The sequence below is a fragment of the Pseudomonas sp. BE134 genome, from assembly GCF_031456105.1.
GTDB lineage: Bacteria > Pseudomonadota > Gammaproteobacteria > Pseudomonadales > Pseudomonadaceae > Aquipseudomonas.
The window spans coordinates 68,088-93,717 of sequence record NZ_JAVDUA010000024.1 but is presented as its reverse complement, the minus strand read 5'-3'; the positions used below and the strand labels follow the sequence as shown (position 1 = coordinate 93,717).

23 protein-coding genes are annotated in these 25,630 nt (G+C 55.9%); 4 read left to right on the top strand and 19 right to left on the bottom strand.

Going from position 1 to position 25,630, the window contains the following annotated elements; genetic code table 11:
* Positions 1-169: 169 nt before the first annotated feature.
* Positions 170-907 carry a septum site-determining protein MinC gene (gene minC, locus J2Y56_RS19915; RefSeq protein WP_310337433.1) on the bottom strand — a complete coding sequence of 246 codons (738 nt, stop codon included), beginning with the start codon at positions 905-907 and terminating at the stop codon, positions 170-172.
* A gap of 118 nt (positions 908-1,025) precedes the next feature.
* Between minC and J2Y56_RS19910 the strand changes: the two genes are divergently transcribed.
* Both J2Y56_RS19910 and J2Y56_RS19905 read left to right on the top strand, forming a co-directional pair.
* Positions 1,026-1,958: a lipid A biosynthesis lauroyl acyltransferase gene (locus tag J2Y56_RS19910; protein WP_310352170.1), complete on the top strand. Its 933-nt coding sequence runs from the start codon at positions 1,026-1,028 to the stop codon at positions 1,956-1,958.
* 35 nt (positions 1,959-1,993) lie between these two features.
* Positions 1,994-3,163 carry a patatin-like phospholipase family protein gene (locus tag J2Y56_RS19905; protein ID WP_310352167.1) on the top strand — a complete coding sequence of 390 codons (1,170 nt, stop codon included), beginning with the start codon at positions 1,994-1,996 and terminating at the stop codon, positions 3,161-3,163.
* 109 nt (positions 3,164-3,272) lie between these two features.
* On the opposite strand, the gene J2Y56_RS19900 is transcribed toward J2Y56_RS19905, so the two are convergent.
* From J2Y56_RS19900 to puuE, 8 genes are all read right to left on the bottom strand, one after another.
* Complete coding sequence (locus J2Y56_RS19900; protein ID WP_007944436.1) at positions 3,273-4,058, bottom strand: outer membrane protein OmpK; 786 nt, start codon at positions 4,056-4,058, stop codon at positions 3,273-3,275.
* A 376-nt stretch (positions 4,059-4,434) separates the two neighbouring features.
* On the bottom strand, positions 4,435-5,220 hold the full coding sequence (locus tag J2Y56_RS19895) for an outer membrane protein OmpK (RefSeq protein ID WP_007944437.1): 786 nt from the start codon (positions 5,218-5,220) through the stop codon (positions 4,435-4,437).
* Positions 5,221-5,314: 94 nt separating this feature from the next.
* Entirely contained in the window at positions 5,315-6,667 is a 1,353-nt protein-coding gene (locus J2Y56_RS19890; protein ID WP_150778641.1) for a nucleobase:cation symporter-2 family protein, read from the bottom strand.
* Between the two features lie 166 nt (positions 6,668-6,833).
* Positions 6,834-8,135, bottom strand: a complete 1,302-nt coding sequence (locus J2Y56_RS19885) for a urate hydroxylase PuuD (protein ID WP_007944439.1) — start codon at positions 8,133-8,135, stop codon at positions 6,834-6,836.
* Positions 8,136-8,185: 50 nt separating this feature from the next.
* Positions 8,186-8,689, bottom strand: coding sequence for an ureidoglycolate lyase (locus tag J2Y56_RS19880; RefSeq protein WP_007944440.1), 504 nt, complete (start codon positions 8,687-8,689; stop codon positions 8,186-8,188).
* Between the two features lie 117 nt (positions 8,690-8,806).
* Positions 8,807-9,802 carry an allantoicase gene (gene alc / locus J2Y56_RS19875; RefSeq protein ID WP_007944441.1) on the bottom strand — a complete coding sequence of 332 codons (996 nt, stop codon included), beginning with the start codon at positions 9,800-9,802 and terminating at the stop codon, positions 8,807-8,809.
* 99 nt (positions 9,803-9,901) lie between these two features.
* Entirely contained in the window at positions 9,902-10,417 is a 516-nt protein-coding gene (gene uraD / locus J2Y56_RS19870; protein ID WP_310352164.1) for a 2-oxo-4-hydroxy-4-carboxy-5-ureidoimidazoline decarboxylase, read from the bottom strand.
* Positions 10,414-11,340, bottom strand: a complete 927-nt coding sequence (gene puuE, locus J2Y56_RS19865) for an allantoinase PuuE (protein WP_310352162.1) — start codon at positions 11,338-11,340, stop codon at positions 10,414-10,416. The genes uraD and puuE overlap by 4 nt, the downstream gene beginning before the upstream one ends.
* A 427-nt stretch (positions 11,341-11,767) precedes the next feature.
* Here puuE and uraH point away from each other — a divergent pair, with 427 nt between their 5' ends.
* The gene (gene uraH, locus J2Y56_RS19860) at positions 11,768-12,121 is read left to right on the top strand and encodes a hydroxyisourate hydrolase (protein WP_007944445.1); all 354 of its coding nucleotides are present in this window, start codon (positions 11,768-11,770) and stop codon (positions 12,119-12,121) included.
* A gap of 149 nt (positions 12,122-12,270) precedes the next feature.
* Here the strand turns inward: uraH and J2Y56_RS19855 are convergent, their stop codons facing one another.
* Positions 12,271-14,133 (bottom strand): hypothetical protein, encoded by a 1,863-nt coding sequence (locus J2Y56_RS19855; RefSeq protein ID WP_310352159.1) that lies wholly within the window; start codon positions 14,131-14,133, stop codon positions 12,271-12,273.
* Positions 14,134-14,157: 24 nt separating this feature from the next.
* On the opposite strand from J2Y56_RS19855, the gene J2Y56_RS19850 reads away from it, so the two are divergent.
* A complete protein-coding gene (locus J2Y56_RS19850) occupies positions 14,158-14,307 on the top strand; it encodes a hypothetical protein (RefSeq protein ID WP_157214415.1) in 150 nt (49 codons plus the stop codon).
* Between the two features lie 64 nt (positions 14,308-14,371).
* Here the strand turns inward: J2Y56_RS19850 and J2Y56_RS19845 are convergent, their stop codons facing one another.
* The 9 genes from J2Y56_RS19845 to J2Y56_RS19805 form a co-directional block, all read right to left on the bottom strand.
* Entirely contained in the window at positions 14,372-16,231 is a 1,860-nt protein-coding gene (locus J2Y56_RS19845) for a hypothetical protein (RefSeq protein WP_310352156.1), read from the bottom strand.
* A gap of 241 nt (positions 16,232-16,472) precedes the next feature.
* Complete coding sequence (locus J2Y56_RS19840; RefSeq protein ID WP_310352153.1) at positions 16,473-20,069, bottom strand: calcium-binding protein; 3,597 nt, start codon at positions 20,067-20,069, stop codon at positions 16,473-16,475.
* A gap of 205 nt (positions 20,070-20,274) precedes the next feature.
* The gene (locus J2Y56_RS19835) at positions 20,275-20,904 is read right to left on the bottom strand and encodes a LysE family translocator (protein WP_007944449.1); all 630 of its coding nucleotides are present in this window, start codon (positions 20,902-20,904) and stop codon (positions 20,275-20,277) included.
* A 79-nt stretch (positions 20,905-20,983) separates the two neighbouring features.
* Positions 20,984-22,333 (bottom strand): NCS2 family permease, encoded by a 1,350-nt coding sequence (locus J2Y56_RS19830; RefSeq protein ID WP_007944450.1) that lies wholly within the window; start codon positions 22,331-22,333, stop codon positions 20,984-20,986.
* A gap of 357 nt (positions 22,334-22,690) precedes the next feature.
* Entirely contained in the window at positions 22,691-23,062 is a 372-nt protein-coding gene (locus J2Y56_RS19825) for a glutathione S-transferase N-terminal domain-containing protein (RefSeq protein ID WP_310337447.1), read from the bottom strand.
* A gap of 104 nt (positions 23,063-23,166) precedes the next feature.
* On the bottom strand, positions 23,167-23,712 hold the full coding sequence (gene folE / locus J2Y56_RS19820; RefSeq protein WP_003204506.1) for a GTP cyclohydrolase I FolE: 546 nt from the start codon (positions 23,710-23,712) through the stop codon (positions 23,167-23,169).
* Between the two features lie 77 nt (positions 23,713-23,789).
* Positions 23,790-24,347, bottom strand: coding sequence for a Smr/MutS family protein (locus J2Y56_RS19815; protein WP_007944452.1), 558 nt, complete (start codon positions 24,345-24,347; stop codon positions 23,790-23,792).
* Between the two features lie 86 nt (positions 24,348-24,433).
* Positions 24,434-24,754: a hypothetical protein gene (locus J2Y56_RS19810; protein ID WP_310352147.1), complete on the bottom strand. Its 321-nt coding sequence runs from the start codon at positions 24,752-24,754 to the stop codon at positions 24,434-24,436.
* Between the two features lie 131 nt (positions 24,755-24,885).
* Complete coding sequence (locus J2Y56_RS19805) at positions 24,886-25,476, bottom strand: cysteine hydrolase family protein (protein ID WP_007944455.1); 591 nt, start codon at positions 25,474-25,476, stop codon at positions 24,886-24,888.
* Positions 25,477-25,630 lie beyond the last annotated feature (154 nt).

Sequence of the window (25,630 nt, the reverse complement as noted above, 5' to 3'; positions counted from 1 at the left end):
GCCCCTGAAAAACATCTCTTGAAAAACTACTGCAGTCGGACAGCCTTGGCTGGAATACGGTTTTGGGCGGGGCTTACCTCCGGTAAACACTGCTTGTAGCCGTTTTCCTACTTCGTTTGAGCCGTTTTCGCTACGTTTTAGAGATGCTTGGAAAATGCGGCAGTATCCGTTAAAGCCGAATGATGTTCAACACGTCGCCGGACAGGCTGACCTGTACGCCCGCGCCCCACAAGGGATCGCGACGCAGATCCTCGGAGACCTTGTAGTGGCCTGCGATGGACACCAGTTCAGCGCTCATTTGCTGACAAAAAATCCTGGCTTTCGTGTCGCCTTTGACGCCGGCCAACACACGACCACGCATCGGACCGTATACATGGATATTGCCATCGGCGAGAAGTTCCGCCCCCGGGCTGACTGATGAAATCACCACCAAATCGCAACCCTGGGCATAAATCTGCTGGCCCCCACGTACTGGCGAAGTGATGATTTTCGTCGGTTTGATGGTCGGTTCCGGCGGTTTTTCCGGTTTTTTCTTCACCTGACCTTCGAGCGGGTCAAGCGCACGCTCACGGGCACCGGATGGCGGCAGTACGGGCAGATCGACGGCAATGGCGGCAGCGATGTCTTCAATGCGACTGGCGCGGATGGCCAGCGTGCGCAAGCCATGCTGGCGACAGACGCGCATCAGGCCCGGCAAATCCACCGCGCCTTCACCCGCTGGAAGCTTGTCCAGGGCCAGCACCAGCGGCGCATTGCTGAAAAAATTAGGCGCCTGAGCGACCTTGGCGGCCAGTTGCCGATCAAGGTTATCGAGGTCGTTGCGGGCCAGTTCCAGCACCGTAATGGCGAGCATGCTGCCCTTCAACTGGAACACGGGATCCTGGTCTTGCGGTTCGGTTTGGCTCATGGTCGGCATACAACGGCTTGTCACTAAAAGTGCCGAGACTTATAACGAGAACGCCCGCAAGCCGCAAGCCGGGTCGAACGATGTAGAATGCGCGGCCATTGTCTTTCCGGAACCTTTAATGGATCGCCCGCGTTTTCGAAAAACATTTCTTATGCCGCGTTTCTGGCCGCTGTGGTGCGGCTTGGGGTTGTTGTGGCTGATTGTTCAGCTGCCATATCCGGCGTTGCTGTTTATGGGTCGCCTGCTCGGTGCCCTGATGTATCGGCTGGCCGGCGACCGACGGCGCATTGCCAAGCGCAACCTTGAACTGTGTTTCCCTGAAAAGTCCGCCGCCGAGCGCAAGCGCCTGCTCAAGGAAAACTTTGCCTCGACCGGCATCGCCTTCTTCGAAATGGCCATGAGCTGGTGGTGGTCGCGTCAGCGTCTGGCCAAACTGGCCCATGTCGAAGGCCTGGAGCACCTGAAAAAGGCTCAGCAGGACGGCAAGGGCGTGATCCTGATGGCGGTGCATTTCACCACGCTGGAAATCGGCGCGGCGCTGTTGGGGCAGCAACACACCATCGACGGCATGTATCGCGAGCACAAGAATCCGCTGTTCGATTACGTCCAGCGTCGTGGTCGCGAGCGGCACAACCTCGATTCGCTGGCGGTGGAGCGCGATGACGTGCGCGGCATGCTCAAGTTGCTGCGCGCGGGTCGAGCGATCTGGTATGCACCGGATCAGGACTACGGCGCCAAGCAAAGCATTTTTGTACCGCTGTTTGGCATTCAGGCGGCCACCGTGACCGCCACCAGCAAGTTTGCGCGGCTGGGCAAGGCATTGGTGGTGCCGTTCACTCAAGAGCGCCTGGCCGATGGCAGCGGTTATCGACTGATGATCCATGCGCCGCTCGAAGGTTTTCCCGGTGAAACGGAAGAGGCCGATTGCATCCGCATCAATCAGTGGGTCGAAAGCACCTTGCGTGAATGCCCGGAGCAATACCTCTGGGCTCACCGCCGCTTCAAGAGTCGCCCGCCGGGCGAGCCGAAGCTGTACAAAAAACGCGGTTGAGTGACCGATCCCTTTAAGCGCCATGGAGTGTTGCGATGAGTCCTGCTGAACCGGTTACAGGGTTGATTCTTTCCGGCGGCGGGGCTCGGGCGGCGTATCAAGTGGGTGTATTGGCGGCGATTGCCGAGCTGTTGCCGGTGGGCGCAAGCAACCCGTTTCCGGTGATCGTCGGCACCTCGGCCGGGGCGATCAACGCGGTAAGCCTCGCCAGTGGGGCGATGGATTTTCGCGGCGCGATCGAACGGCTGACCGCATTCTGGCAGGGCTTTCGCAGCCATCTGGTGTTGCGCAGCGACTGGCCCGGCGTGATCAGCCAGGCCAGCCGCTTTGTCAGTCACAGCCTGTTGGGCATCGGCGCGCAGGTACCGGTGGCGTTGCTGAACAGTTCGCCGCTGCGCGGTTTGCTCAACGACAAACTGAACATGGCGGGCATCGACGAAGCCATTGCCCAGAAGCAGCTGCAGGCGGTGGCGGTGACGGCGTTCGGCTACGAGTCCGGTCAGGCTGTCACGTTCTATCAGGGTGGCGGCACCATCGAATCGTGGCTACGCCATCGGCGCATCGGCGTTCCGACTCAATTGAGTGTCGAGCATTTGCTGGCCAGTTCCGCCATTCCGTTGCTGTTCGCCCCGGTGAAAATCGGTGAGGAATACTTCGGTGACGGTGCCGTGCGCCAATCTGCCCCGATCAGCCCGGCCCTGCACCTGGGTGCCAGTCGGGTGCTGGTGGTGGGCGTCAGTGGCAACCCGCGAGGCGTCGACCCGCAACAGCTACAACGAGCCTATACCGGGCAACAGCCAACGCTGGCGCAGATTGGCGGGCACATGCTCAACAGTACCTTCATTGATAGTCTGGAAAGCGACATCGAGTTGTTGCAGCGTCTGAATCAGTTCAGTCACTTGATGCCCAGTGGTACGCCGACCCGTGCGCTGGGCGTGGCACCGGTGGAGGTGCTGGTGATTTCGCCGAGTCAGCCGATCGATGAGATTGCGGCGCGGCATCGTCAGGAATTGCCGGCGGCGCTGCGTCTGTTCCTGCGCGGGCCGGGGGCGACCAAGACCAGTGGGGCGGGGGTGTTGAGTTATCTGTTGTTCGAGGCGGGGTATTGCAGCGAATTGATTGATCTGGGGCGGCGGGATGCGTTGGCCAAGCGTAAGGAACTGTGCCGGTTTCTTGGGCTGGTGGAGCCTTTGGTTACAGCTTGAGATTTTTTGTGTTGCGGCCATTCGCGAGCAGGCTCGCTCCCACAGTTGAAATGCATTCCAATGTGGGAGCGAGCCTGCTCGCGAAGACTTCCTTACAGACGCCGCCGGATCAGAAGTGAACCTTGACCAGGAAGCTGGTCACGCTCTGATCCGTCTTGAAGCCATCGGTGTCTTTGATGCCGTACTTGTCTTTCCAGTAGTCATACTCGACACCGACGTACAGTTGTTTGTCGCCCAGCTTCAGTGCTTTACCCAAGTCGTATTTGACCTGAGGGTTGAAGTGCAGGTTGGCGTGGTATTCGCCTTCGTCGTTCACGTCGTTGTCGACCACCCAGTCCATGAAGCCGTCAATCACTACATCCGAGCTGCCCGCCGGGATGGTGTAGGACCAGACTGGAGAGACCTGCCAGATATCATCACCCGGTCGGCCGCCTTCGGTGTGACGGTTGTAGAAGTTCAGCTGGAAGTAGTCGAAGCCAGGGATAGCCAGATCGAACCCCGGACCGATCAGGTACGACTCGGTGTCGTCCTCGCCAAACTCATAGGTCATGGCCAGCAGGACGTCTTTGATCGGGCCGAATTCCAGCTTCTGATCAAAAATCTTGTTGAACGACAGGCGCGGGCTGATTTCGCCGTAGTGGGTGTTGTCCCCAGCGAAGGCGTCTTCCTTGCCGTTGTAGAAGATCTTGTCGATGAAGAAGAAGTTGTCACCGTATTTCCAGCCATCGGCGTGTTCGAAGGTCACCGTCTGCTGAATGCGCGGGTTGACCTGGAAGTCCTTACCGTACAGGTAGGTCAGACTATTGGTCTGCCATTGCAGCAAGTCGCCGGCCATGGCCTGCCCCCCAGCCAGCATTGATCCCGCCAGCATCAGGCTAGTGCACGTACGTTTCATTCGGTTGCTCCCAAAAAGTAGGTGATTCCACGTTATTTTTTTAAGGTCGGCGCTCTGGTTTGGCGCCTCTATCTGTAGCGGTAAAAAATCATCCAGTCGGTCAGCTTTAATGCTCTTAGCAAGAGCTGAGCCAAGGTTTTCAAAAAACAAATAAACGCCCGCTCGGCTGCTCAAAAACAGTCGATTGAGTGGGGATATGGAGTGCCTTGCTACTGCCCAGCGCCGGAAAAAGCTGGCTTTATGGTCAGAAATTAAATCCGGGCTTTTTTTTAGCGTGGATTCAGGCGGCCGCGGAGAATACTGACTACTCGGCCAGGTCTCAAGTGCCCCGTAACAGCGCACCGACGACAGGTTTGGCGCACGGTTGCGGGTCATCTTAGAAATGCACCTTCACCAGCAGGCTGGTGGTGTTTTCATTGGTGTCGAAGCTGGAGGTGTTCTCGATGCCGTATTTGTCTTTCCAGTAGCTGTATTCGGCGCCGACGTACACCTGTTTCTCCCGCCAGCCCAGGGCTTTGCCCAAGTCATATTTGATCTGCGGGTTGAAGTGCAGGTTGGCGTGATAGGTGCCGTGTGAGTTCTGGTCGTTATCCACCACCCAATCGATGTAGCCGTCGATCAGCAGGTTGGAATTGCCCAATGGCAGGGTGTAGGACCAGGCCGGGGTGACCTGCCAGACATCGTCGCCGGGGCGCGCGCCTTCGGTCTGGCGGTAATAGAAGTTCAAGGTGAAAAAATTGAAGCCCGGTACCGCGAGGTTGAAACCAGGGCCTATCAGGTAGGCCTCGGTGTCGTCTTCGCCATTTTCGTAGGTCATGGCCAGCAGCACGTCCTTGATCGGGCCGAATTCGAAACGGCGATCGAGGATCTTGCCGAAGGACAGGCGCGGACTGAATTCGCCGTAATAAGCGTGAACGCCTTTGTTCCGGTCTTTCTCGCCGTTGTAGTAGGTGCTGTCGACGAACAGGAAGTTGTCGCCGTACTTCCATCCGTCGGCGTGTTCGAAGGTTATCGTCTGCTGAATCGGCGGGTTGACCGCGAAGTCCTTGCCGTACAAATAGCTCAGGCTGTTGGTCTGCCACAGCAGTAAATCGCCGGCCATGGCTTGACTCGCGGCCAACAGGCCAGCACTCAACAGCACGTTGGTTTGTGTCCGAATCATCTGTTGCTCCCTCTTGGTTTTTATTGTGTGAGGCGCAGGCAACCGCTGACCTGTGGGGGCGGGCTGGCTCCCACAGGTCTTATGTCCTTCTGTGTCAGTGGGCGTGGCAGTCGTTGGCTGCGGCGCGTTCTTTGCCGCCAAGGATGTTGAACAGCAGGTTCAACGACAGGGCGCTCAAGGTGGCCATGGCGATACCGCTATGGGTAATCGGGCTCATCCACACCGGCAGGTGGGCGAAGAACTCCGGCCGCACCACCGGAATCAGGCCCATGCCGATGCTCACCGCCACCAGCAACTGGTTGCGACGGTCACCGATGTCGGCTTCCTGAAGAATCTTGATCCCGGTGGCGGCGACCATGCCGAACATCGCAATCGCCGCACCGCCCAGTACCGCTGGCGGAATCGAGGCCACCAGGAATGCGGCTTTCGGCAGCAGGCTCAATACGATCAATAAGCCACCGGCAACGATGGTGACCGAGCGGCAACGCACCCCTGTCATTTGCACCAGGCCGATGTTTTGCGCAAAGGAAGAGTGGGTGAAGGTGTTGAAGAACCCGGCGAAAAACGAGGCGCCGGCATCACACAGCAAGCCGCGACGCAGCATCCGTGGGCAGACGTCCTGGCCGGTGATTTTGCCCAAGGCGAGGAACATCCCGGTGGACTCGACGAAGATGATCACCACCACCAGGCACATCGAAAGGATCGGCGCGAGTTCAAACTTGGGCATGCCAAAATGCAGCGGAGTGACGAATTGCAACCACGGCGCTTGCGCCATTCCGCTGAGGTCGACCATACCGATCAGGCCGCAGAGCACGTAGCCCAGGCACATCCCGATCAGCACTGAAATATTGACCCAGAAGCCACGCATGAAGCGGTGCACCAGCAAAATGGTGCCCAATACCAGCGCAGCAATGGTCAGGTAAATCGGTGAACCGAATTCGGTGGCGCCGGCACCACCGCCGGCCCAGTTCACGGCCACGGGGAACAACGACAAACCGATCGAGGTGATGACCGTGCCGGTCACCAGAGGCGGGAAGAAGCGAACAACTTTGGACATGAACGGGGCGATGAGCATGCCGAAGAACCCGGCGGCGATGGTCGCGCCAAAGATCCCTTGCAGACCGATACCCGGCATGCCGGCCATGGCGACCATGCTGCCGACCGCGGCGAAACTGGCGCCCATCATCACCGGCATACGAATGCCCATCGGGCCGATGCCCAGCGATTGAACGATGGTGGCGATGCCGGCGACCAGCAGGTCCGCGTTAATCAGAAAGGCGATTTCTTCACGACTCAGGCCAGCGGCCTGTCCGATGATCAGCGGGACCGCGATGGCGCCGCCGTACATCAGCAAAACATGTTGCAGACCGACCAGGATCAGTTGCAAAAGGGGCAAACGCTGAATGGCGGGTGCGTCGGGGATGCGCGCTTCGGATAGCTCGGACATGCAACACCTCGGATCTTTTTTATTCTTGTGATGTACAGCTGCCGTGCTGCTGGCAGCTGTTTTCGAATCAGGTGGCCGCAATGTGCGGCCAATCGCAGGCAAGCCAGCTCCCACGCAGGCAATGCAAAACCTGTGGGAGCGAGCCTGCTCGCGATGCTTTTACTGCTTAATTGGTCTGAGCTCCCTGAACAATCCAGGCACCAATCAGGTCACGTTCCTGCTGGGTCATCTGCGTGATGTTGCCCAGTGGCATGATCTGGCTGGTAACGGCCTGAGCCTGGATGCGCGGGGCGTTCTGGCGGATCTGCTCGGGGGTGTCGAACATCACACCGCCAGGGGCCGCGCTGAACAGTGGGCTGGTCGGTTTGGCCGAGTGGCAAACCGCGCAACGCTCCTGAATCACGCTGTGCACCTTGTCGAAGCCCGGACCGGCGTTGGACGCTTGAGCCGGTGCGGCTGCGGGCGCTGCCGCCGGTGCTGCTTCAACCGGTTTCAAGCCACCGCCTATTGCGGTTTCCGGCAGCGGTTGGTACTCGATCTTCGCAGGAGCCTTGGCCACTTCCGGGCTGGTCATCGGCGCAGGGCCGGTGACGTAAGCCAGGCAGATCATGCCTACCGCTGCCACTGGCAGGGTCCAGGCAAACTTGTGGCTGTCATGACGGGTGTTGAAATAGTGACGCACCAACACCGCCAGTACCGCAATCCCGGCCAGGATCAGCCAGTTGTATTGGCTGCCGTAAGTGCTCGGGAAGTGGTTGCTGATCATGATGAACAGCACCGGCAAGGTGAAGTAGTTGTTGTGACGCGAACGCAGCAGGCCTTTGGCCGGCAGCGCCGGATCGGGCGTGCGGTTCTCGGCGATCGCCGCAACCAGTGCGCGTTGCGCCGGCATGATGATACGGAACACGTTGCCGACCATGATGGTGCCGATGATCGCGCCGACGTGCAGGTACGCACCACGACCGCTGAACACTTTGCTGAAGCCGTAAGCGGCGCCAATGATCAGCACGAACAGGATTCCGCCTAGCAGGGCAGGACGTTTGCCCAGGGCCGAGTCGCACAGGAAGGAGTAGACGAACCAGCCGACGAACAGCGAACCGATACCCAACAGAACGCCTTCAGGGCCCGTCAGGCTGCTGCCCGGTGCCAGCAGGTACAGCGTCGGGTTGGAGTAGAACACCACGCACAGCAGCGCGACCCCCGACATCCAGGTGAAATAGGCTTCCCATTTGAACCAGTGCAGGTTGTCCGGCATGGTCGGTGGAGCCAGTTTATATTTTTCCAGGTGGTAGATACCGCCACCATGGATTGCCCACAAATCGCCCGCCAGCCCGCTTTTCGGGTTGACCCGATTAAGGTTGTTTTCCAGCCAGACGAAATAGAACGACGCGCCGATCCAGGCCACGCCAGTAATCATGTGAACCCAGCGTACGCTCAGGTTCAGCCATTCGAACAGATGTGCTTCCACAGTCTTTACCTCTCGCCTGTCACTCTGTTGTCGAGTGATCAGACCTTCTCTTATTGGTGGGGGGCGAGGACCAAACGCTCATCCTCTTTGAAAAAATGCTCATCGCAGTTGTTGCCTGTGCCACTGCGATCAACCACCAGGAAGTCATCCCGCTTTTCGATCGTCAGCACCGGGTGGTGCCAGACGCCGCGATGGTAATTAATGCCCTGCCTGCCGTTGGTGACGAAGGCGCGGACCAAACCTGATACAGGTTCATCGCCAAGTGGCGCGACCACGATCAGAAAAGGGTTGCCGAGCAGCGGAATAAACGCCTGACTGCCCAACGGGTGACGCTCCAGCATGCTGACGGTCAGCGGCATGTCCTGCGCGTCGGCGCGGAAAATGCTGATGATCGCGTTGTCCTCTGGCGTGGCGGTTTGCACCGTCGCCAGTTTATGGAAGCGCATGGTCGAACCGTTGTTGATCATGAAGTGATCGCTGCCATCGGTTTCGATCACGTCACCGAAAGGGGCGAAGGCTTCTTTGGTCAGCGGTTCAATCGTTAGTGTGCGCATGCTGTTCTTATCCGAATTCTGTGTTGTTGGTTCTATCGTCATCGCTAGCAGGCTAGCTCCCACATTTGGAATGCATTCCCCTGTGGGAGCCAGCCTGCTGGCGATTGGGTTCGGCGCTTATTTAGCGACCTTGCCCAATACGCGCAGGCGGCTCACACCACCATCCGGGAACACGTTCAGGCGGATGTGGGTGATCGGGCCCAGCGCCTTGATCTGCTCGGCGAAGGTGTGTTCGGCGTGCATTTCCAGTTTCTGCGCCGGCAGCAGTTCGCGCCAGAACAGCGATTGGGTTTCGATCTGGCTGTCGGTACCGCCCTTCACGAACGCGCCCTGGATCGAGCACGTGTCCGGGTAGTTGCCCTTGAAGTGCAGGGTGTCGACGATGACTTTCTCGACTTCACCGGCATGACCCAGCGCGACGATCACCCAGTCATTGCCCGGGGTACGGCGACGTGCGGTTTCCCAGCCGTCGCCCATGTTGATGCCACGGCCCGGGTTGAGGATGTTGCTCATGCGGCCGAAGTGTTCGTCGGAGCAGGCGAGGGCGCGGCCACCGTTGAGGGCTGCGGCCAGGTCGATTTGCTCGTTGTCGCCGACGGCCGACCAGTCACGGTGCGGAACGCCATACACACGCAGACGGGCTACGCCACCATCCGGGTAGATGTTGAAGCGCAGGTGGCTGAACGGCTGGTCGTTGTTGATTTCGTGGAAGTGGTGGCTGTTGCCCTGCAGCTCGACAGCCGACAGCACTTCAACCCACTGGGTGTTTTCAGTCGGTTCGCCTTCAGCCAGGAAACAGGCTTCCAGGGAGGCCGACGGCGGGAAGTTGCCGGTGAAGAATGAAGTGTCGATATCGACGCCTTTGATCGAGCCCGGTACACCAAGGCGGATCACCGCACTGTCGTAGCCTTCGAAGCGCTTGCGGCGCGATTCCCAGCCGTCCATCCACTTGCCGTTGTCATCGAACACGCCTTCTTTCCACACAGCCGGAGTCGGCTGGAACAGGCGGTTGGCATCAGCGAACCAGTCATCGGTGACCGAGATGATTTTGGTGCCCAGGCGGGCGTCGGCCAGGTTGACGAACTTCTCGAAAGGTACGGCGTAAGCTTTCATTCTTCTTGTCTGCCTTTAATAAGTTGGCTTGGGATGCTTGCTGGCCCTGTGCGTTTTCCGCGTTTTTTACGCTCGGAGGCTTTTCACAAGGGCAGTTCGCTATAGGGTCAGTAAACGGAACAGGGCGATCTTGTTGATCTCCGCCAGCGCGCATTTGAATTCGGTGTCGACCGAGTTGTGAATGCGCGTTTCGAACGCCGCGAGGATCTGATGCCGGTTGCTGCCTTTTACCGCCATGATGAAGGGAAACTTGAACTTGGCTTTGTAGGCGTCGTTCAGCTCGGTGAAGCGCTGGAACTCTTCGGCCGTGCATTGGTGAATACCCGCGCCAGACTGTTCTTCAGTGCTGGCTGCGGTAAGCTGGCCCTGGACGGCGGCTTTGCCGGCCAGGTCCGGGTGAGCGTTGATCAGCGCCAGTTGACTGGCGTGATCGGCGCTCAACAGGATGTCGCTCATGCGCTGGTGCAGGGTTTCGATCTCGTCGATCGACGCGTCCTGGCCCAGATCGAAGGCCTTTTCGGCCACCCATGGCGAATGTTCGTAGATGTCGGCGAAGGCTGCGACAAATGCATCGCGGCTCAAGCTTGAAGGTTTGACGGTTTGAAAGCGGCTCATTTCGCGGCCCCTTGGAATGGGTGGGTTTGCTGCCAGTGGCGCGCGATGTCGACACGGCGGCTGAACCACACCTGTTCATGACTTTTAGCGTATTCGATAAAGCGTTTGAGCGAAGCCAGACGCGCCGGGCGGCCAATCAGACGGCAGTGCAGACCGATCGAAAGCATCTTCGGTGCTTCGGCGCCTTCAGCATAAAGCACGTCGAAGGCGTCCTTGAGGTACTCAAAAAAGTCGTCGCCCTTGTTGAAACCCTGGACCTGGGTGAAGCGCATGTCATTGGTGTCCAGGGTGTACGGGATCACCAGGTGCGGCTTGCCGGTCGGGTTGTTCGGTTCCCAGTAGGGCAGGTCGTCGTCGTAGGTGTCGCAGTCGTACAGGAAACCGCCTTCTTCCATCACCAAGCGACGAGTGTTCGGGCCGGTGCGACCGGTGTACCAGCCCAGTGGGCGTTCACCGGTGATTTCGGTGAGGATGCGGATCGCTTCGAGCATGTGCTCGCGTTCCTGCGCTTCGTCCATGTACTGGTAGTCGATCCAGCGATAGCCGTGGCTGCAGATCTCGTGGCCGGCATCGACCATCGCGCGAATTACGTCCGGGTGGCGCTGGGCGGCCATGGCGACGGCGAAGATGGTCAACGGAATATCGAATTCCTTGAACAGTTTCAGAATCCGCCACACGCCGGCACGACTGCCATACTCGTAAAGGGATTCCATGCTCATGTTGCGCTCGCCTTGCAGCGGCTGGGCGGAAACCATTTCGGAGAGGAAGGCTTCGGACTCTTTATCGCCGTGCAGGATATTGCGCTCGCCGCCTTCTTCGTAATTGAGTACGAACGACAAGGCGATGCGGGCATTGCCCGGCCAGTGTGGGTGAGGAGGGTTACTGCCGTAACCTTTCAGGTCGCGTGGGTAGTCAGCGCTCACTGCAGTCTTCCTTCTTATTCGTGTCGACGTGTTCAAGGTTATGTGGCGGCCTTGCGATGAGGTATCAGGCTGGCGTCACTGCGATGGAGTGATTGTATACAACTTTATATTCAATTTGTAAGCCCGTTTTTTTGCATTTTTCTCGAACCGTCATGAATTCATGATACTGCAAGAAACCTGCCTGAGTGGTCAGCTAAAGGATAGAAGGTCCTCTGATCTTATGGCGCGGGCTTAAATTCGATGAAAAATCCCGGCTGGCGGACATCGAGGCAAATAGGTCGTTTTTATTGTGTACAATTTTTATGGAAAGTGTCTTAATCAATCGCTCGCCGCAGTGATTCGTGCTCCGAATCGGTGCGGTCTCCTTTTAACTGACTTCGGGAGGCGCGAAGCCTGACTGCTGTACGCAGGCAGGCGCGCAGAATCAATGGGACGTTTGACTACACACGTTTTAGACGCTGCACACGGTTGCCCGGGCAGCTCGATCAAGGTCGAGCTATACCGCGTTGAAGGATCGCACCTGGAATTGGTCGCCAGCGCGACAACCAATAGCGATGGCCGTGTCGATGCACCGCTGCTGCAAGGCGATGACTACCGTACCGGGGTCTATCAGGTTCAGTTTCATGCGGGCGACTACTACCGCGCCCGTGGCGTTCAACTGCCGGAACCTGCATTTCTGGATGTGGTGGTGCTGCGTTTCGGCATCTCTGCGGAACAGGATCACTACCATGTGCCGCTGCTGATTTCGCCGTATAGCTATTCCACCTACCGCGGCAGCTGATCCCCCAAGCAGCTGCCGCAACCTGGAAGCGACTGCGCATATAGCTTCTTTGGTCTTTCGCCCGCTCACACTGCGGGCTTTTTTTACCAGACGGAAAAGTGTGATTGCTGCACCCCGCCAGCGCTCTGGCGAGGTGCGGCAGCCTGAAATCAGCGGTCTCTAATGATAAAAATGGAAGGACTCCTTTCCGGCAAATGTTGAATACCCCCTATCAGCCAGACCACGTCGTTTCGGGCATTGGCGGCCACCAGCGTCTGGTGCGTATTGGCACTCATCTGCTTTATCAAAAGAGGGTCTTCAAGTTCTGGTATTAACGGCGTCCTGATTTCGATGTCATCAGTGACCGTTCGTCCCAGTTTCATAAAGTAAACCTTGGGGTGGTTGGGGCGCTTGAACACCACCGTGTTGCGATGGGTGACAGCCTCGGGAGTCAGTGTGTCGTAACCGCTGTCGTTGAGGATGTTGACGAACAGCTTCTTCAGGTTCGTCGCCGTCTGGTCGTTTGCATAAATCATCCCGTGATAAGAGGGGTTGAAGTTCAGTTGCTGCAATATCTTCACCGATTCTGCAGGGAGCAAAGAGACGATGCGCCGGGAAACGTCACTGCTTGGAGTGACGGGCAACATATCCAACGGGTCTCCAGCTCCAGGCAATCCCCGCATCGATTTGCCCTCCCAGTGGCGAAAGGTCTGCATCATGCGCGCGAGCCCGCTGCCATTGATCTCCTCAGCGTCACTGGAAAGTTCGAATAATCGCTTGGCGACGACCCGCGATGTTTGATCCGTAAAACCTTTGAATGAATCGGCCACATACTGTGTCAACGGTTTTTCAAAGACGTGCCTCGTCCCGAGCACTTTCTGCGGAGCCTGGCCACTTCGATAAGCGAGTACCGGCTGCAATTCCGGTGCTTCGTGCAACATGCGTTCGAATGCTTCAAAGCGCGAGGGTGCAAATTGAGGGTGCTGAATGAAAGCGAGCGGGAGTTTATCGGCCATCGGACCTTGGGGCACGATAGGGTAGTGGAGTTGGCCTATCTGAATGGATTCCACGGCATCGGGTTTTGTTATTTTCCCCCAAGATGCCCAAAGATAAGGGTTCGGTGTTGTTGTGGCGGTAACAGGGGCAATGTTCGCTTCTGTACCGCCAGTTTCGATTTCGTCGTCGAGACGAGGACGTTTGCTTGGGCCTGGCCTTGCGTCTTGTGTAACTGGAGGACGTTTAGGTGACGCTGTACGCTGCGGCTTTCGCTGCCAAAGGGTCATCTCTGCGATGCTTTCAAGCACGGGCCCCGACGGAGTCAACTCGCTAGCGGTGCTCGCCTGATACTCACCCTCCACATTTTTACGGACCAGTACGGTGCCTTCTTCCACGACATCAACATAAGTTCTCTTCAGCTTGTCGTAACGCAGACCCTTCGCGTCGGCCTTGGTCAGCTTTTCGGCAAGTACCGGTAGAATGACCTGTAGCGTTTGCTTCGCAGATGCATCCGAAGGCTGCATGAATACAGTCTTGCCATTTGCCGATGTATCCAATCCCTGTCGTTCGATACGCCACCGCGGCTCGCCAGGAATTTTTGACAGGATCGGGCCGGGCTGATCAGGGGTAGAGCGCGAGGGAACCTGGTACTTGCCTTTCGCATTGGGTTCGATTCTTAATAGTCTTTCTTCTCCAGTATCAGCGTAGAGTTTTTGCTCGGCACTCATGAAGAGCCCCGTATCGTCGATTGGAAATAATTGATCGATCTGGTGACGAGGCCAGGAAATAACGTTGGAGGTCACTTCAATTGCGCTGGCCCCGCTTACAGGTATGTCAGTCACGACAATCGTCTGGCGAGAGGCAGTATCCGACAAAACAGTCGAGGCGCCAGTGTCCGGCATTTGATCCAGGTCCAGGGCAGATCTGCCAGACAGGCCGGAATGATCACCCGTGACCGAGCTGGTTTGACGTGTTGATTCTAGATGTGTGGAGGAATCTTCTGTTTTTGAGTTTCTGGTTTTTGGTCGTTTGGCCATGGTCATACTCCAATTGATATATAAGTGCCGCTTGATCAAATCGATATCGCTTTAAACAAGCAAAAATTAATGGCGCGCGAAAATAAAGCCTGTGTTGAGCTTATAAAATCGTATGCCGGTTTAATGGGTGTGTGCTTTGAATCCGGTAAAGCGAATGTATACCCTAAAAACTGATATCAAAACTGAGTACCTGGATGTCACTACCTAGGCATGATGATGTTAGATCGATAGGTGACTGTTAGCGCTCTCTCATAATAAAAGCTGATTGCCATCCAGAAGCAGTTGTTTGAGCGCCACCCGCGAGCCATACGATATTATTTTGCTCGTTAGCGGTCATCAGAGCCTGATAAGCGTTGTTGCCGATATTATTGGCCAGTGTTGGATCGGATAACTCCGGGGGGGTTGCCTTTAGCTCTATATAATCCCCCTCGGCAAGACCCAACTTGAGAAAGTAAATCTTGTCATGGTTTGCACGCCTGAATATCAATGCAGGGTTCCATGGTGTATCTATAAAGGGAAACACTTCATACCCGTTGTTGCTGAGCAGGGTATTCATTAGATGTTTCAGGTTGTAGTAAGATTGCTGCTCCATGTAGCGAGTCCACTCAACTTGATAGCGCTGAAGAGTGAAGTCCAGCCGTTGCAGCGGGTCACGCGGTGTGGGTGGTCGTGTGGAAATGAAGGTCTTCGAAGGTCCGGTGCGTGAAGCAACAGGCAACAAATCCACCGGGTTTTCGAATTCAGGAACAAACAACGGAGATTTGTCCTTCCAGTGACGAAGGGTCACCGCTGTAACTGACAATCCATCCTGGAGGATGATCTCGGAGCGACTCGAATGTTCAAACAGGCGCTTGGCGATGGCTCGCGCGGTATAAACCGAAAAGTCCTGGAATGAATCCATGACGGTCTGTGTTATAGGTCTATCGAATTGTCGAGCGTTGCCTTGTACGTTCCATGGGCTGCTCGTGCTATTGCGGATGGCTGCAACGGGTTGTAATCCTGGGGACTCAGCGAGCATTTTTTCGAAAACTTCGAAGCGCGAGGGAGGGAAATCGGGGTGCTGTAGGTAGGTCACGAGTGGATAGGGAAGTTGTCCATGGGGCACAATTTGATAATGAAGCTGGCCTATCTGAACGGATTCAACGGTCTCGGGTTTCGCTATTGTTCCCCATGACGCCCATAGGTACGGATTGAAATCTGATGTGATGGAGATATTGGCAGATTTATCACGGCTTTCGTCAGTTCGATAACGCTTGGCAGGGCCTGGCCCGGAATCTTCAGAAGAGGAGGAATGTTCAGAGATGTTTAGTTTTTCCACAGAGCTGGAACTTGTCGACTTGCGTCTCCAGAATCGTGTCACTCCGATTCTTTCCACTGCCGGACCGGACGGCGTCCATTCCTGCGGAATGGTCGCCTGATAGTCTCCATTGGCGCCCTTGCCAACCAGCACAGTGCCCTCGTTGATCAGATCGACATAGCTTCTGAGGTTGTGCCAGCGTATTCCAAGTTCATTGGCTGCTGGTAGTTTCTTCACCGCAGCCGGATTAATGAAGATGACAGGAGCATCGGTAGCGGGAATGTTAGTGTTCGAGCCGCCGGCTTGGGGAGCAGCCCAGGGCTCTATAAATTGCCACTGTGCCTTGCCTGCGATTTTTTTCAGAACCGGGCCTGGATAGTCCGGCGCAAACGGAAAATGAACCTGATAGTCTCCTTTCGAATTCAGTTCTACTCGGCCGAGCCCCGCGTTTTCAACATCGGCATACATCTTTTGCGCTTTACTCATAAAGAGCCCTGAGTCGCCGATCCGAATAAGTTGATCGATCTGGTCCCGGGGCCAGGAAACCAGGTTGGCAAGACGTGTGATTGTTTCCCCGCCGGGCATCTCGGTGACGACCACTGGCTGATGATGATGAGGAGTATCTCTTGTCGGGTTAGTTGAGATGCGCGAGTCGGGCTCTGGTTCTCCCGTCGGCAGGCGCACGCCAGGCTGGACAGGTTGATCGCCTCTGAGTACGTCCTCCCTTGACGATGTTCTTGGCGGTGTCGACGACGAGTCGGCCGCATGAGTGCTGGTCACTTTCTTGGGGGGTTTAGCCATGTCTATATGTTCCAATAAATTATCAAGTGGATGCCTGATTCAGGAAGTTCACCTGAATGAAGACCAGAGTGTCACTGGCGTAACAGCACGCGTAAAAATGTGTGGCGTCTGATTGTTACAGCGCTTAGTTTCGGGTGATTCAGCGTTTGATGTGCACTATATATTTATAGGGGGCGAGGTTTTTGCTTCAAAAGACTTCACTGCGAGGTCGAGTTGCGAGGCCAAGGAGAATTCATATAAGTTATAAGGCCTTGCAGGCGTCCATCAGTATTCTTAAGTTCGCCGCGCTGACGGGGGGAGATTGGTTGGCGCCGAACTCCATCAACGCATGGCAATGTTCTAGCTGGTGCTGGCACCGGTTGAGTTTTATCAGGTCTGTGTAGTGGATAGTTCGAGATGTATCGGTATCCAACGTCCAGCTCCTTGTCGGCAGGCTGAAAGTAAGAGTGCCCGCGGTGCCGTCTTTTAACGCTATGTTTCGAACGGGAATCTCATTGGTTTCGGATGATTTAAAGTCTTCGGGTATTGATATGCTGAGGTCGGAGTAATCATTGCAATACCGACCATCTAACGAATCCATTTGAACGGTTTCAAAAACAAGGTCGACGTTGTAAATAATGCCAGACGCAGTGATGACACTTATTTCGTCTATGAGGTCTGCGGGGTCTCTATAATCTGGGAGGTGAATCACAGTATGTCCAAGGACCAATTGGTTATTGGCCAAGTGGATCGTAATTTCGCCTAGTTGTGTTGCGTCAAGTTCCCAGCTGGAGGCGAAGGGTAGTCGGTGAACTGCTTCGGCCAGTGCACCGGGGGTCGCAATGCGCAATGAAAGGCCGGGGCTGAGGTGGACAAGGTACTTTGAGCCTTCACCTGTCAGATTTTCGATAGCTGTCTGCTCTGGGGAAGCTTGTATGTGTACACATTTGTCCCTTGAGCCCAGTTCATGCGCTTCATTGTTGAAAGGCTGACGATAAATATGCGTTCCATTCCTGGCTTTTAGAGGCAGCGGAACCTCGCTTGTCCACTTCATGGGCCCGGTTATTTCGAAAGCTTCGTTTTTAAATACAGTGTCGGGCAATGGGGGTTGCGAGAGACGATAGGAAACCCCATCCTTCATTGTCAATACAAAAGGGTGGTTCAAAGAGTTGACGGGGCGAGTAATTCGACTCGTGATTCTGTCGTGTCCGCCGGCATAAGATTTAGCCAGATTTTTGATGATTATTCGCTTGCTGCCGAAGTGAAACGTCAGCCCACACTCCGTAAACATAATGCGGTCGAAATTCTGCTCTTTATTGAGGTCCGCGTAATAATACGCTTCGACACGGCTCAGCTCATCACTGGTGTAATCCAGGTAGAGGGTGGTAAGAATATTGTGACTGGACTGCTTTACGTGCAGTGTTGTTTGCGCATTGAATTGCGAAACACAATAGCTCGTATTTCTGTCGTGGGGGATCGTGCATTCAGGTTGGGTGAGTATGATTGGGTTGTGCGGGGCTCCTTGTCGGGAGATGACTGCCTGAATGTCCGTTGAGTGATCAGCCTCTAGTGTCTCAGGCAATTCAGGGGTTAGATGGGATCCGTCTTTAGTAATGAACGTTAGCTTGTTGTTTTGTAGTTGTAGCAGGTTGCCAGATTTTTTATAAACATCTTTTATATAAACATCTCTCTGTCTGTTGTCATCGAGGTCGAACCCCGATGTAATGACCAGTTGCTGGTTTTCTATTTTCCAGCTTTTTATCAGGTCCATTCTCCAATCCAGGGCAATGATACTTTCATCGATGCCATCCTCGGTAATATAAACACCACCGGATTTGTGGGCGATAGCGTAGTGATCCTTGCCGGCTCCTCCGGAAACCGAGCCGTGATTGTTGAACAAGTAAATCTGGTCATCGCCATTACCCGCCTGAATGCTATCGAAGCCTCGAGACTTGATAACGTTCGGGCCGTCGGTGCCAATGACTTCACTTTCCGCGCCCGCCAGGGTTTCAACGTTCTCAATGCTCTCTAGCAGAGCGTGCCGGTAATTCCAGCGGTTCTGGTTGGCGCTGTCGTAGCTGATGATGGACAGTCGGCCATCATTCAAGTCGATGAGATAGCCAAGTCTTAGGTTGTTACGCTCTGGATAATATCCGTCCAGTATTAACGTGTCGTTGCCCGCGCCGCCCTTCAATGTAGTCGGCAAGGCATCCTTTGAACCATTTTTTAGCAGTTCAGTGGCGCCTTCGAAGATGAACTCATCGTCTTTTTCACCCCCCGTCAGGTTTTTGATTCCAGCGCTGTAATAGAATCGGTTGGGCTTTTTTTCTACGCCACGGACAGTATCTTGTCCACCGCCGATAAACCACAACGCCCCTTTTTTCTCTCCGGGTGTCCCAAACTCCGCACCAGGCATGTCAACTGTAACGCCGGCTCGAGCATCAATCATGTCATTCCCGTCGATAACCTGGGGTTTTGTTTCAGTCTTATAGATATATTGTTGTGCTTCCCAATCGTACTGCCTTACCTGTGTCGGCTTAAGTTCTACCTTGAACTTACCGTTTACGATGACCTCGGTACTGTCCTTTAATTTTCCATTCAGTAGTTTTCTGGCAGTTTTTTGTAATATTTTCGCGTGTTCAACCGACGATTTGGTGATTGCGTGGCGATCTTGAATGCTTTGGTCAGGACTGACTCCCCAGAAGGCGAACCAGCCTGTGCGGAGGCGCTCGTGGGCAGTGAGCTCGATATAATCGTCAATGTCATCCACCACGCGTACTGCCGCATAAATCTGTGAACCCGCGACCAGAAGCAACCCTGCCGCCAGACCTACCGGCCCCGCGAACGAAAAGCCTGCCAAGGCGGCGGCACCCAATATCAATGTCATAGCTGCACTGGTCACGCTCAAGCCCGCAGCGACATAGTGGTCCAGGGCCTCTTTGCCGCTGGCGCCTGCTGCACTGTTAAAGGATTTAACCGCAGAGATGATATCGAAGGGCAAAGTCAATGCACTCGCTATCAGGCCTGCCCCCCGACCCAATCGAACTCCAAAACGGGTTTTGGCAAAATCCTTGTAGGCGTTTTGACCCGCTTCGATCATGTATTTTGCTTGTTTGGTGACAGCCAGTTCGACAGCTAACGATGAAAACTCTCCGGTAATACTGAGGCTGTTAAATACAACCTCACCCTCGTCTTTTCGGCTAATGGCATCTTGCAATCCACGAAGGCCGCTGTAGATTCCAAAGGCCTGAAGCCCGGCTCCCATACTCACCATGCTGCTGCTTTTTATACGATTTACCCATTGAGGGGTGCTGTCAGGAAGGTTCGCGTGGCGTACATCCAGCGTTTGTGCCGATTTCAGCAACTTGTCCAATTTGTGTTGGTAGTGATTTTGTTCGGACAGCGTGACAGGAACATTCTTTAACAGGGGGAGGGCAGTTAATGGGCGCTGGGTTGCAATCTCGAATAACAATGAAGGTAATATATAGTCATCCGCTGTATGAGTAGACTGCATGCGCGCTTCAATAAGGAATGGGTCTAGCTGTAATGAATTGATAAACGATCGTTTAGGGTGGCGAAAGAAAGTATTGTGTCCATTCAATAGTTCTCCATTTGTTGTCGCGCCGAGTGCATCCAGTGCACGTCGCGTTATCATGAACGAACCTATTTTAATGGGGCCCAACAGCTCATCTGCCACTTTTAGCTGAGCTTGGTAGTTTTTTGGGTTTTTAGTTTTGTGTGTGTCATCACTTTCAAAATCGATAGTCGAAGTTGAACGTTCGTTTGTGTTTAACCCGATATCTGTAATCTCGACGGTATTGAAATTATCTGAGTCGGATGGTTGCGGGGGAATAGCCATAGGAGACATCCTTGTCTTGGAATGGTGTGCGAAATTGCAGCGCCATATTAGTAGACCTTCGCAGTTGCCCGAAAGTAAATATTGGCTTCGCCTATTGCGTTATATTTCATGTTGGTTGTGATGCCGTCCTTGGCGACACAACGTGTTAGGCAGGATTTCAGATGGATTATTAACGACTAAATAATAATGACATGAGTTGATAGTGTTAATGATTGCTCAATAAAGAGGCAACCCCGGCGCCGCTGAACAATCCCGCACTGATCCGATTAAACCAGCTCTGTCCCTTGCCACTGCGCAGATATCCAGCCGCGCCATGCGCACCCAGCCCATAAGCCAATTTGCACAGCAGATCCAACACCGTCCATGTCGCTATCATCACTAGCAACTGTGGCAGGAACGGCTGTTGGGCGCTGAGAAACTGCGGCAGGAAGGCTGCAAAGAACAGAATGTCTTTCGGGTTGCTCGCACCCAGTACAAACGCACGACCGAACAGCGCACGAAAACGCGGTACTGGCGACGCCTGAGGCACTTCAGCGCCGACTGATGGCTGGCGCGATTGCTGCCAGCTCTGCCAGGCGAGATAGAACAAGTACAACGCACCGACGATTTTCAGCGCACTGAACAGTTGCTCCGATGCCAGCAGCAAGGCGCCCAAACCCAGCGCCGAGGCACTGAGCAAGCAGATCGAAGCGATCACGCCACCGAGAAACGCCGGGTAAGATCGGCGCAAACCGTAATTCAGACTGTTGCTGATCATCAGCAAAGACAGGGGCCCCGGGATCAGGATCACCACCAGCGCAGCGCCGCTGAACAGCAGCCAGGTTTCCAGACTCATCACTTTCCTCCATTTGTGCAAAAGCCCCACCCGGCGGGGTGAGGCTGTTTTGAAACACTGTTTTTGAAACGTAGGCGCCTTACAAGAAAATGAACTTGGCGATGAAAATCGTGCAAAGCACCCACAGGCTGACGGAGATTTCCTTGTACTTACCCGTACCGGCCTTCATCGCCACGTAGGTGATGAAGCCCAGCGCGATGCCGTCGGCGACCGAGAAGGTCAGCGGCATCATGATTGCGGTGACGATTGCCGGAATGCTGTCGGTCGCTTCGTCCCATTCGATGTGCTTCATACCGCCCATCATCAGCATCGCCACATAAATCAGCGCACCGGCCGTTGCATACGCGGGGATCATGCCCGCCAATGGCGCGAAAAACATCGCGGCAATAAATAGCACGCCCACGGTCACGGCGGTAAGCCCGGTCCGACCACCCGCGGCAACGCCTGCGGCACTTTCAACGTAACTGGTGACCGGTGGAACACCCACCACCGCACCAAAGACGCTGGAGGCACTGTCGGCTTTCATGGCGCGGGAGAGGTTTTCGATCCGGCCGTCCGCGCCGACCAGGTTGGCGCGCTGGGCCACGCCCATCAGGGTGCCGGCGGTGTCGAACATATGCACGAAGAGGAAGGCCAGGACCACGCTGATCATGCTGACGTTGAATACGCCAGCAACGTTCATCGCCATCCAGGTCGGGGCCAGACTCGGCGGGGCCGACATGATGCCCTCGTAGTGCACCAGACCCAGGCCCCAGCCGGCCAGGGTGACGGTGATGATGCTGATGAGGATTGCGCCGAATACTTTGTGGTAGCTGAGGATGGCGATCATCAGGAAGCAAACGGCGGCGAGCAGCGGGCCGGGTTCGCGCAGAGAGCCGAGCTTGATCAGGGTCGCCGGGCTATCGACGACAATGCCCGCGGTTTTCAAACCGATCAGTCCCAGGAACAAACCGACGCCAGCACCCATGGCGAAGCGCAGGCTCACTGGAATGCTGTTAAGTAGCCATTCGCGGATCCGCGAAAAGGTCAGGAACATGAACAACACACCGGACACAAATACCGCACCGAGGGCGGTTTCCCAGTTGTAGCCCATGGTGCCAACCACGGTGTAGGTGAAGAAAGCGTTCAAGCCCATGCCCGGCGCCAGGCCGACCGGCCAGTTGGCGTAGAGACCCATCAACAGGCAGCCCAGCGCGGCCGCGATGCACGTCGCGACAAAGGCGGCGCCGTGATCGATCCCGGCGTCGGCCATGATGTTGGGGTTAACGAAGATGATGTAAGCCATCGTGATGAAGGTTGTCAGACCGGCAATCAGCTCGGTCTTCACCGTGGTGCCATGCAAGCTGAGTTTGAAGATGCGCTCAAGCAAGCCATTGCGTAATGGCGGCGAGAGATCCAGCGTCGATGCTTCGGATTTGCGGCTTTCCACAGCGAGTACTCCTCAAGAGTTTTATTGTTATTTCCCGGACCGGACCCATGAGGGTGGCAGCGGCCCTTTGAGGCAAGGCACTTGCGAATTTATTGACCGTACGGTCAAGAACTCGCGCGAAGTGGATTATGCTTTTGTATACAAAAAAAGCAAATAATGTTTTCGATTTTGTGGGGTGAATATTTGTCGATAGGGATATATCGCGAGGAAGGACGCCATCACGAGCAGGCTCACTCCCACCGGGCCACCCTTGAAAGGAGGGGCAGAGACTAATAAACCGGCCATTGGGCCGGTTTATTTTTGACTGGAGTTTGTGGTGCCTCGACCGGCGCCATCGCGGGCAAGCCCGCAAAACCATCAGGCCGCCGCGAAACGCTTATCCAGATAATCAATGATCACCTTGGACTCATACATCCAGGTTGTCTGGCCGTTCTCTTCGATGCGCAGGCACGGCACCTTGATCTTGCCACCTTGCTCCAGCAGGGTCTGGCGATCCTGTTCGTTGTTCTTCGCATCGCGCAGGGCCACCGGTACATTCAGGCGACGCAGGCTGCGGCGGGTCTTCACGCAGAACGGGCAGGCGTGGAATTGATACAACGACAGGTCCTTGGCAGCGGAGTTGACCTTGGCCTGAGCCTCGGCGGGGCGCTGCTTCTTGCCCGGACGAGTCAGGAAGTCGATGAAGATGATGAGTTGGCCAAGGCCGACACGAAGCGCTTTTACGAACACGTTGAAAGCCTCACGGTGCGAATTGAGAAGGGCGCGCAGCTTACCTGATTTTTCGCAGGCGAAAAAAAACCGGCGATGAATGCCGGTTTTCTTCGTACTGCCATTTACTTGATCAGGCTGAGAAACTCGCTGCGGGTGGCCGCGTTTTCGCGGAACTCACCGAGCATCACCGAGGTGATCATCGACGAATTCTGTTTCTCCACACCGCGCATCATCATGCACATGTGCTTGGCCTCGATCACTACCGCAACACCCAGGGCGCCGGTGACCTGCTGGACCGCATCCGCGATCTGGCGGCTGAGGTTTTCCTGGATCTGCAGGCGGCGGGCGTACATGTCGACGATTCGCGCCACTTTCGACAGACCCAGCACTTTGCCGCTCGGGATGTAGGCAACATGCGCCTTGCCGATGAACGGCAGCAGGTGGTGTTCGCACAACGAGTACAACTCGATGTCCTTGACCAGCACCATTTCGCTGTTGTCGGAGCTGAACAAGGCACCATTGGTGACCTCTTCCAGCGTCTGTTCATAACCGCGGCAGAGGTACTGCATGGCTTTGGCGGCACGTTTTGGCGTGTCGAGCAGGCCCTCGCGGGAGACGTCCTCGCCCAGTTGGCCGAGAATCGCGGTGTAATTCTGTTCCAGGGACATGAAACTACCTGTGGGGATTTTCGCAAAGGGCAAGGGTACGGTGGCAAACACGGCGCTGCAAGCGTGACGCGTCAGCTTTACTCGTCGCGGCCTTCCATCATGGTGCGTTTGAGCATCACATAAACGGCTCCGGCACCGCCATGTCGGGCCTGGCACGAGGTGAAGCCGAGTACCTGTGAATGCTGGCGCAGCCAAGTGTTGACGTGACTTTTGATCATAGGCCGCTTGCCGTCCAGACGCACGGCTTTGCCGTGAGTGACGCGCACGCAGCGAATTTCGAATTTTGTCGCTTCGGCCAGAAAGGCCCAGAGCGTTTCTCGCGCTTTTTCCACGCTCATGCCGTGCAAGTCGAGGCTGCCCTCGAACGGAATCTGACCGATCTTGAGCTTACGCATCTGGCTTTCCTGGACACCGTCACGGGCCCACATCAATTCGTCTTCCGGGCCGACATCGATGACGAACTGATCGGACAACCCGTCAACGGTGGTGGCATCGGTGCGAATGGTTGCGGCTTGACGCAGCTTGGCGATGTGCGCGCGGTCGGCCTTGGGTCTGCCGGTTTCGGCGCGATCGTGCTTGATCGGCTTGACGCCTTGGATCGCACTTTTGAACAGGGAAAAATCGTCGTCTTGCATGTCAGCCTCCGCGAAGGGCGGCCAGTTTACCCAAGTCGAGGCGCGATCCATAACAATTGAGGCCCGGCCAGTACCAGGCCTTCTGTTCAGTCGTGTTTTTTCATCAGGTGCGGAGACATGTTCAGCCCGCGCGCCTGGCGCGAACGGCGCCGGCAGCGACGCCATAGCCACACGCCGAGGTACAGCATGAACAGGCCAACCGCCAGAATCACCGCGGCACCGATCCGGCTGGTGTTCAATTCGCCCAGCGCGGGTACGTGGCCAAACAGACTCGCGGCAGCGGCCATGGCGAGCAACACACCGCAAGTTGCCAGCAACGCGGAAAACGCGGCGCCAATTCGAAAACGCCAGTTGCGTTGGCCTTTGGACCGCAAACGGCGAGCGTCAAAACCATCGGATAACTTCATTCCGACCTTCCTCAATGGGTATCGGCCCTTCGACCGGGAGTTGACCGGGTTGTTCCTGAGGCTAAGACAATTGCGGCAAATGCGAGACTTTTGCGGATGAGCGGCAGTCTAGGCCGCTCATCAAGGGTCGATCAAATCAGATCGTGAGTGAGCGCGAGCGTGGCGAAGTTGTCCGCCATGATCGCCATTTCGGTCTGCTGAACGTGCTCGGCACTCAACACGCCGCCCTTGTAGGGCAGATCGCGCGTGGCGCAGGCGTCTTCCACCAGCGTGCAACGGAAACCCAGGTTCTTCGCGGCGCGCACCGTGGTGCTGACGCTGGAGTGACTCATGAAGCCGCAGACAATCAGGTCAAGGGCACCGAGGTCTTCCAGGCGCTGCGCCAGTTCGGTGCCATGGAACGCACTCGGTAGCAATTTGCCGATGATGGTTTCGTCGGCCAGTGGCTCAAGGCCGGGGATGAACTCACCGCGCTCGCCTTGTGGGTCGAACAGCCCGCCGACTGTGCCGAGGTGACGCACATGCACGATCGTGCGGCCGGCCGCGCGGGCAGCCGCCAGCAATTGCTTGATGTTCGCGACGGCAGCGTCCATGCCGCTCAGGGCCAGCGGACCGCTGAGGTACTCTTTCTGTGCATCGATGATGACAAGGGTCGCATGGCTCAGATTGGCTGCTGCGTAACCGCGGCCGCTGAGTTGAAACATCGTTTTTGGAACGGACATTCTGGGGCTCCTTGGAGTGGGGCTTTTGCGCCATTGTCCTCTGGCTGAGCGGTTCTGTGAATCGCTACTATTGTAGACGTCGTCTTTACTGGCTTGCAGCCTTGTCAGTTTGCTCGTTTTGTTCAATAGCGAGCGGTAAAAAGGGATAGGTCCT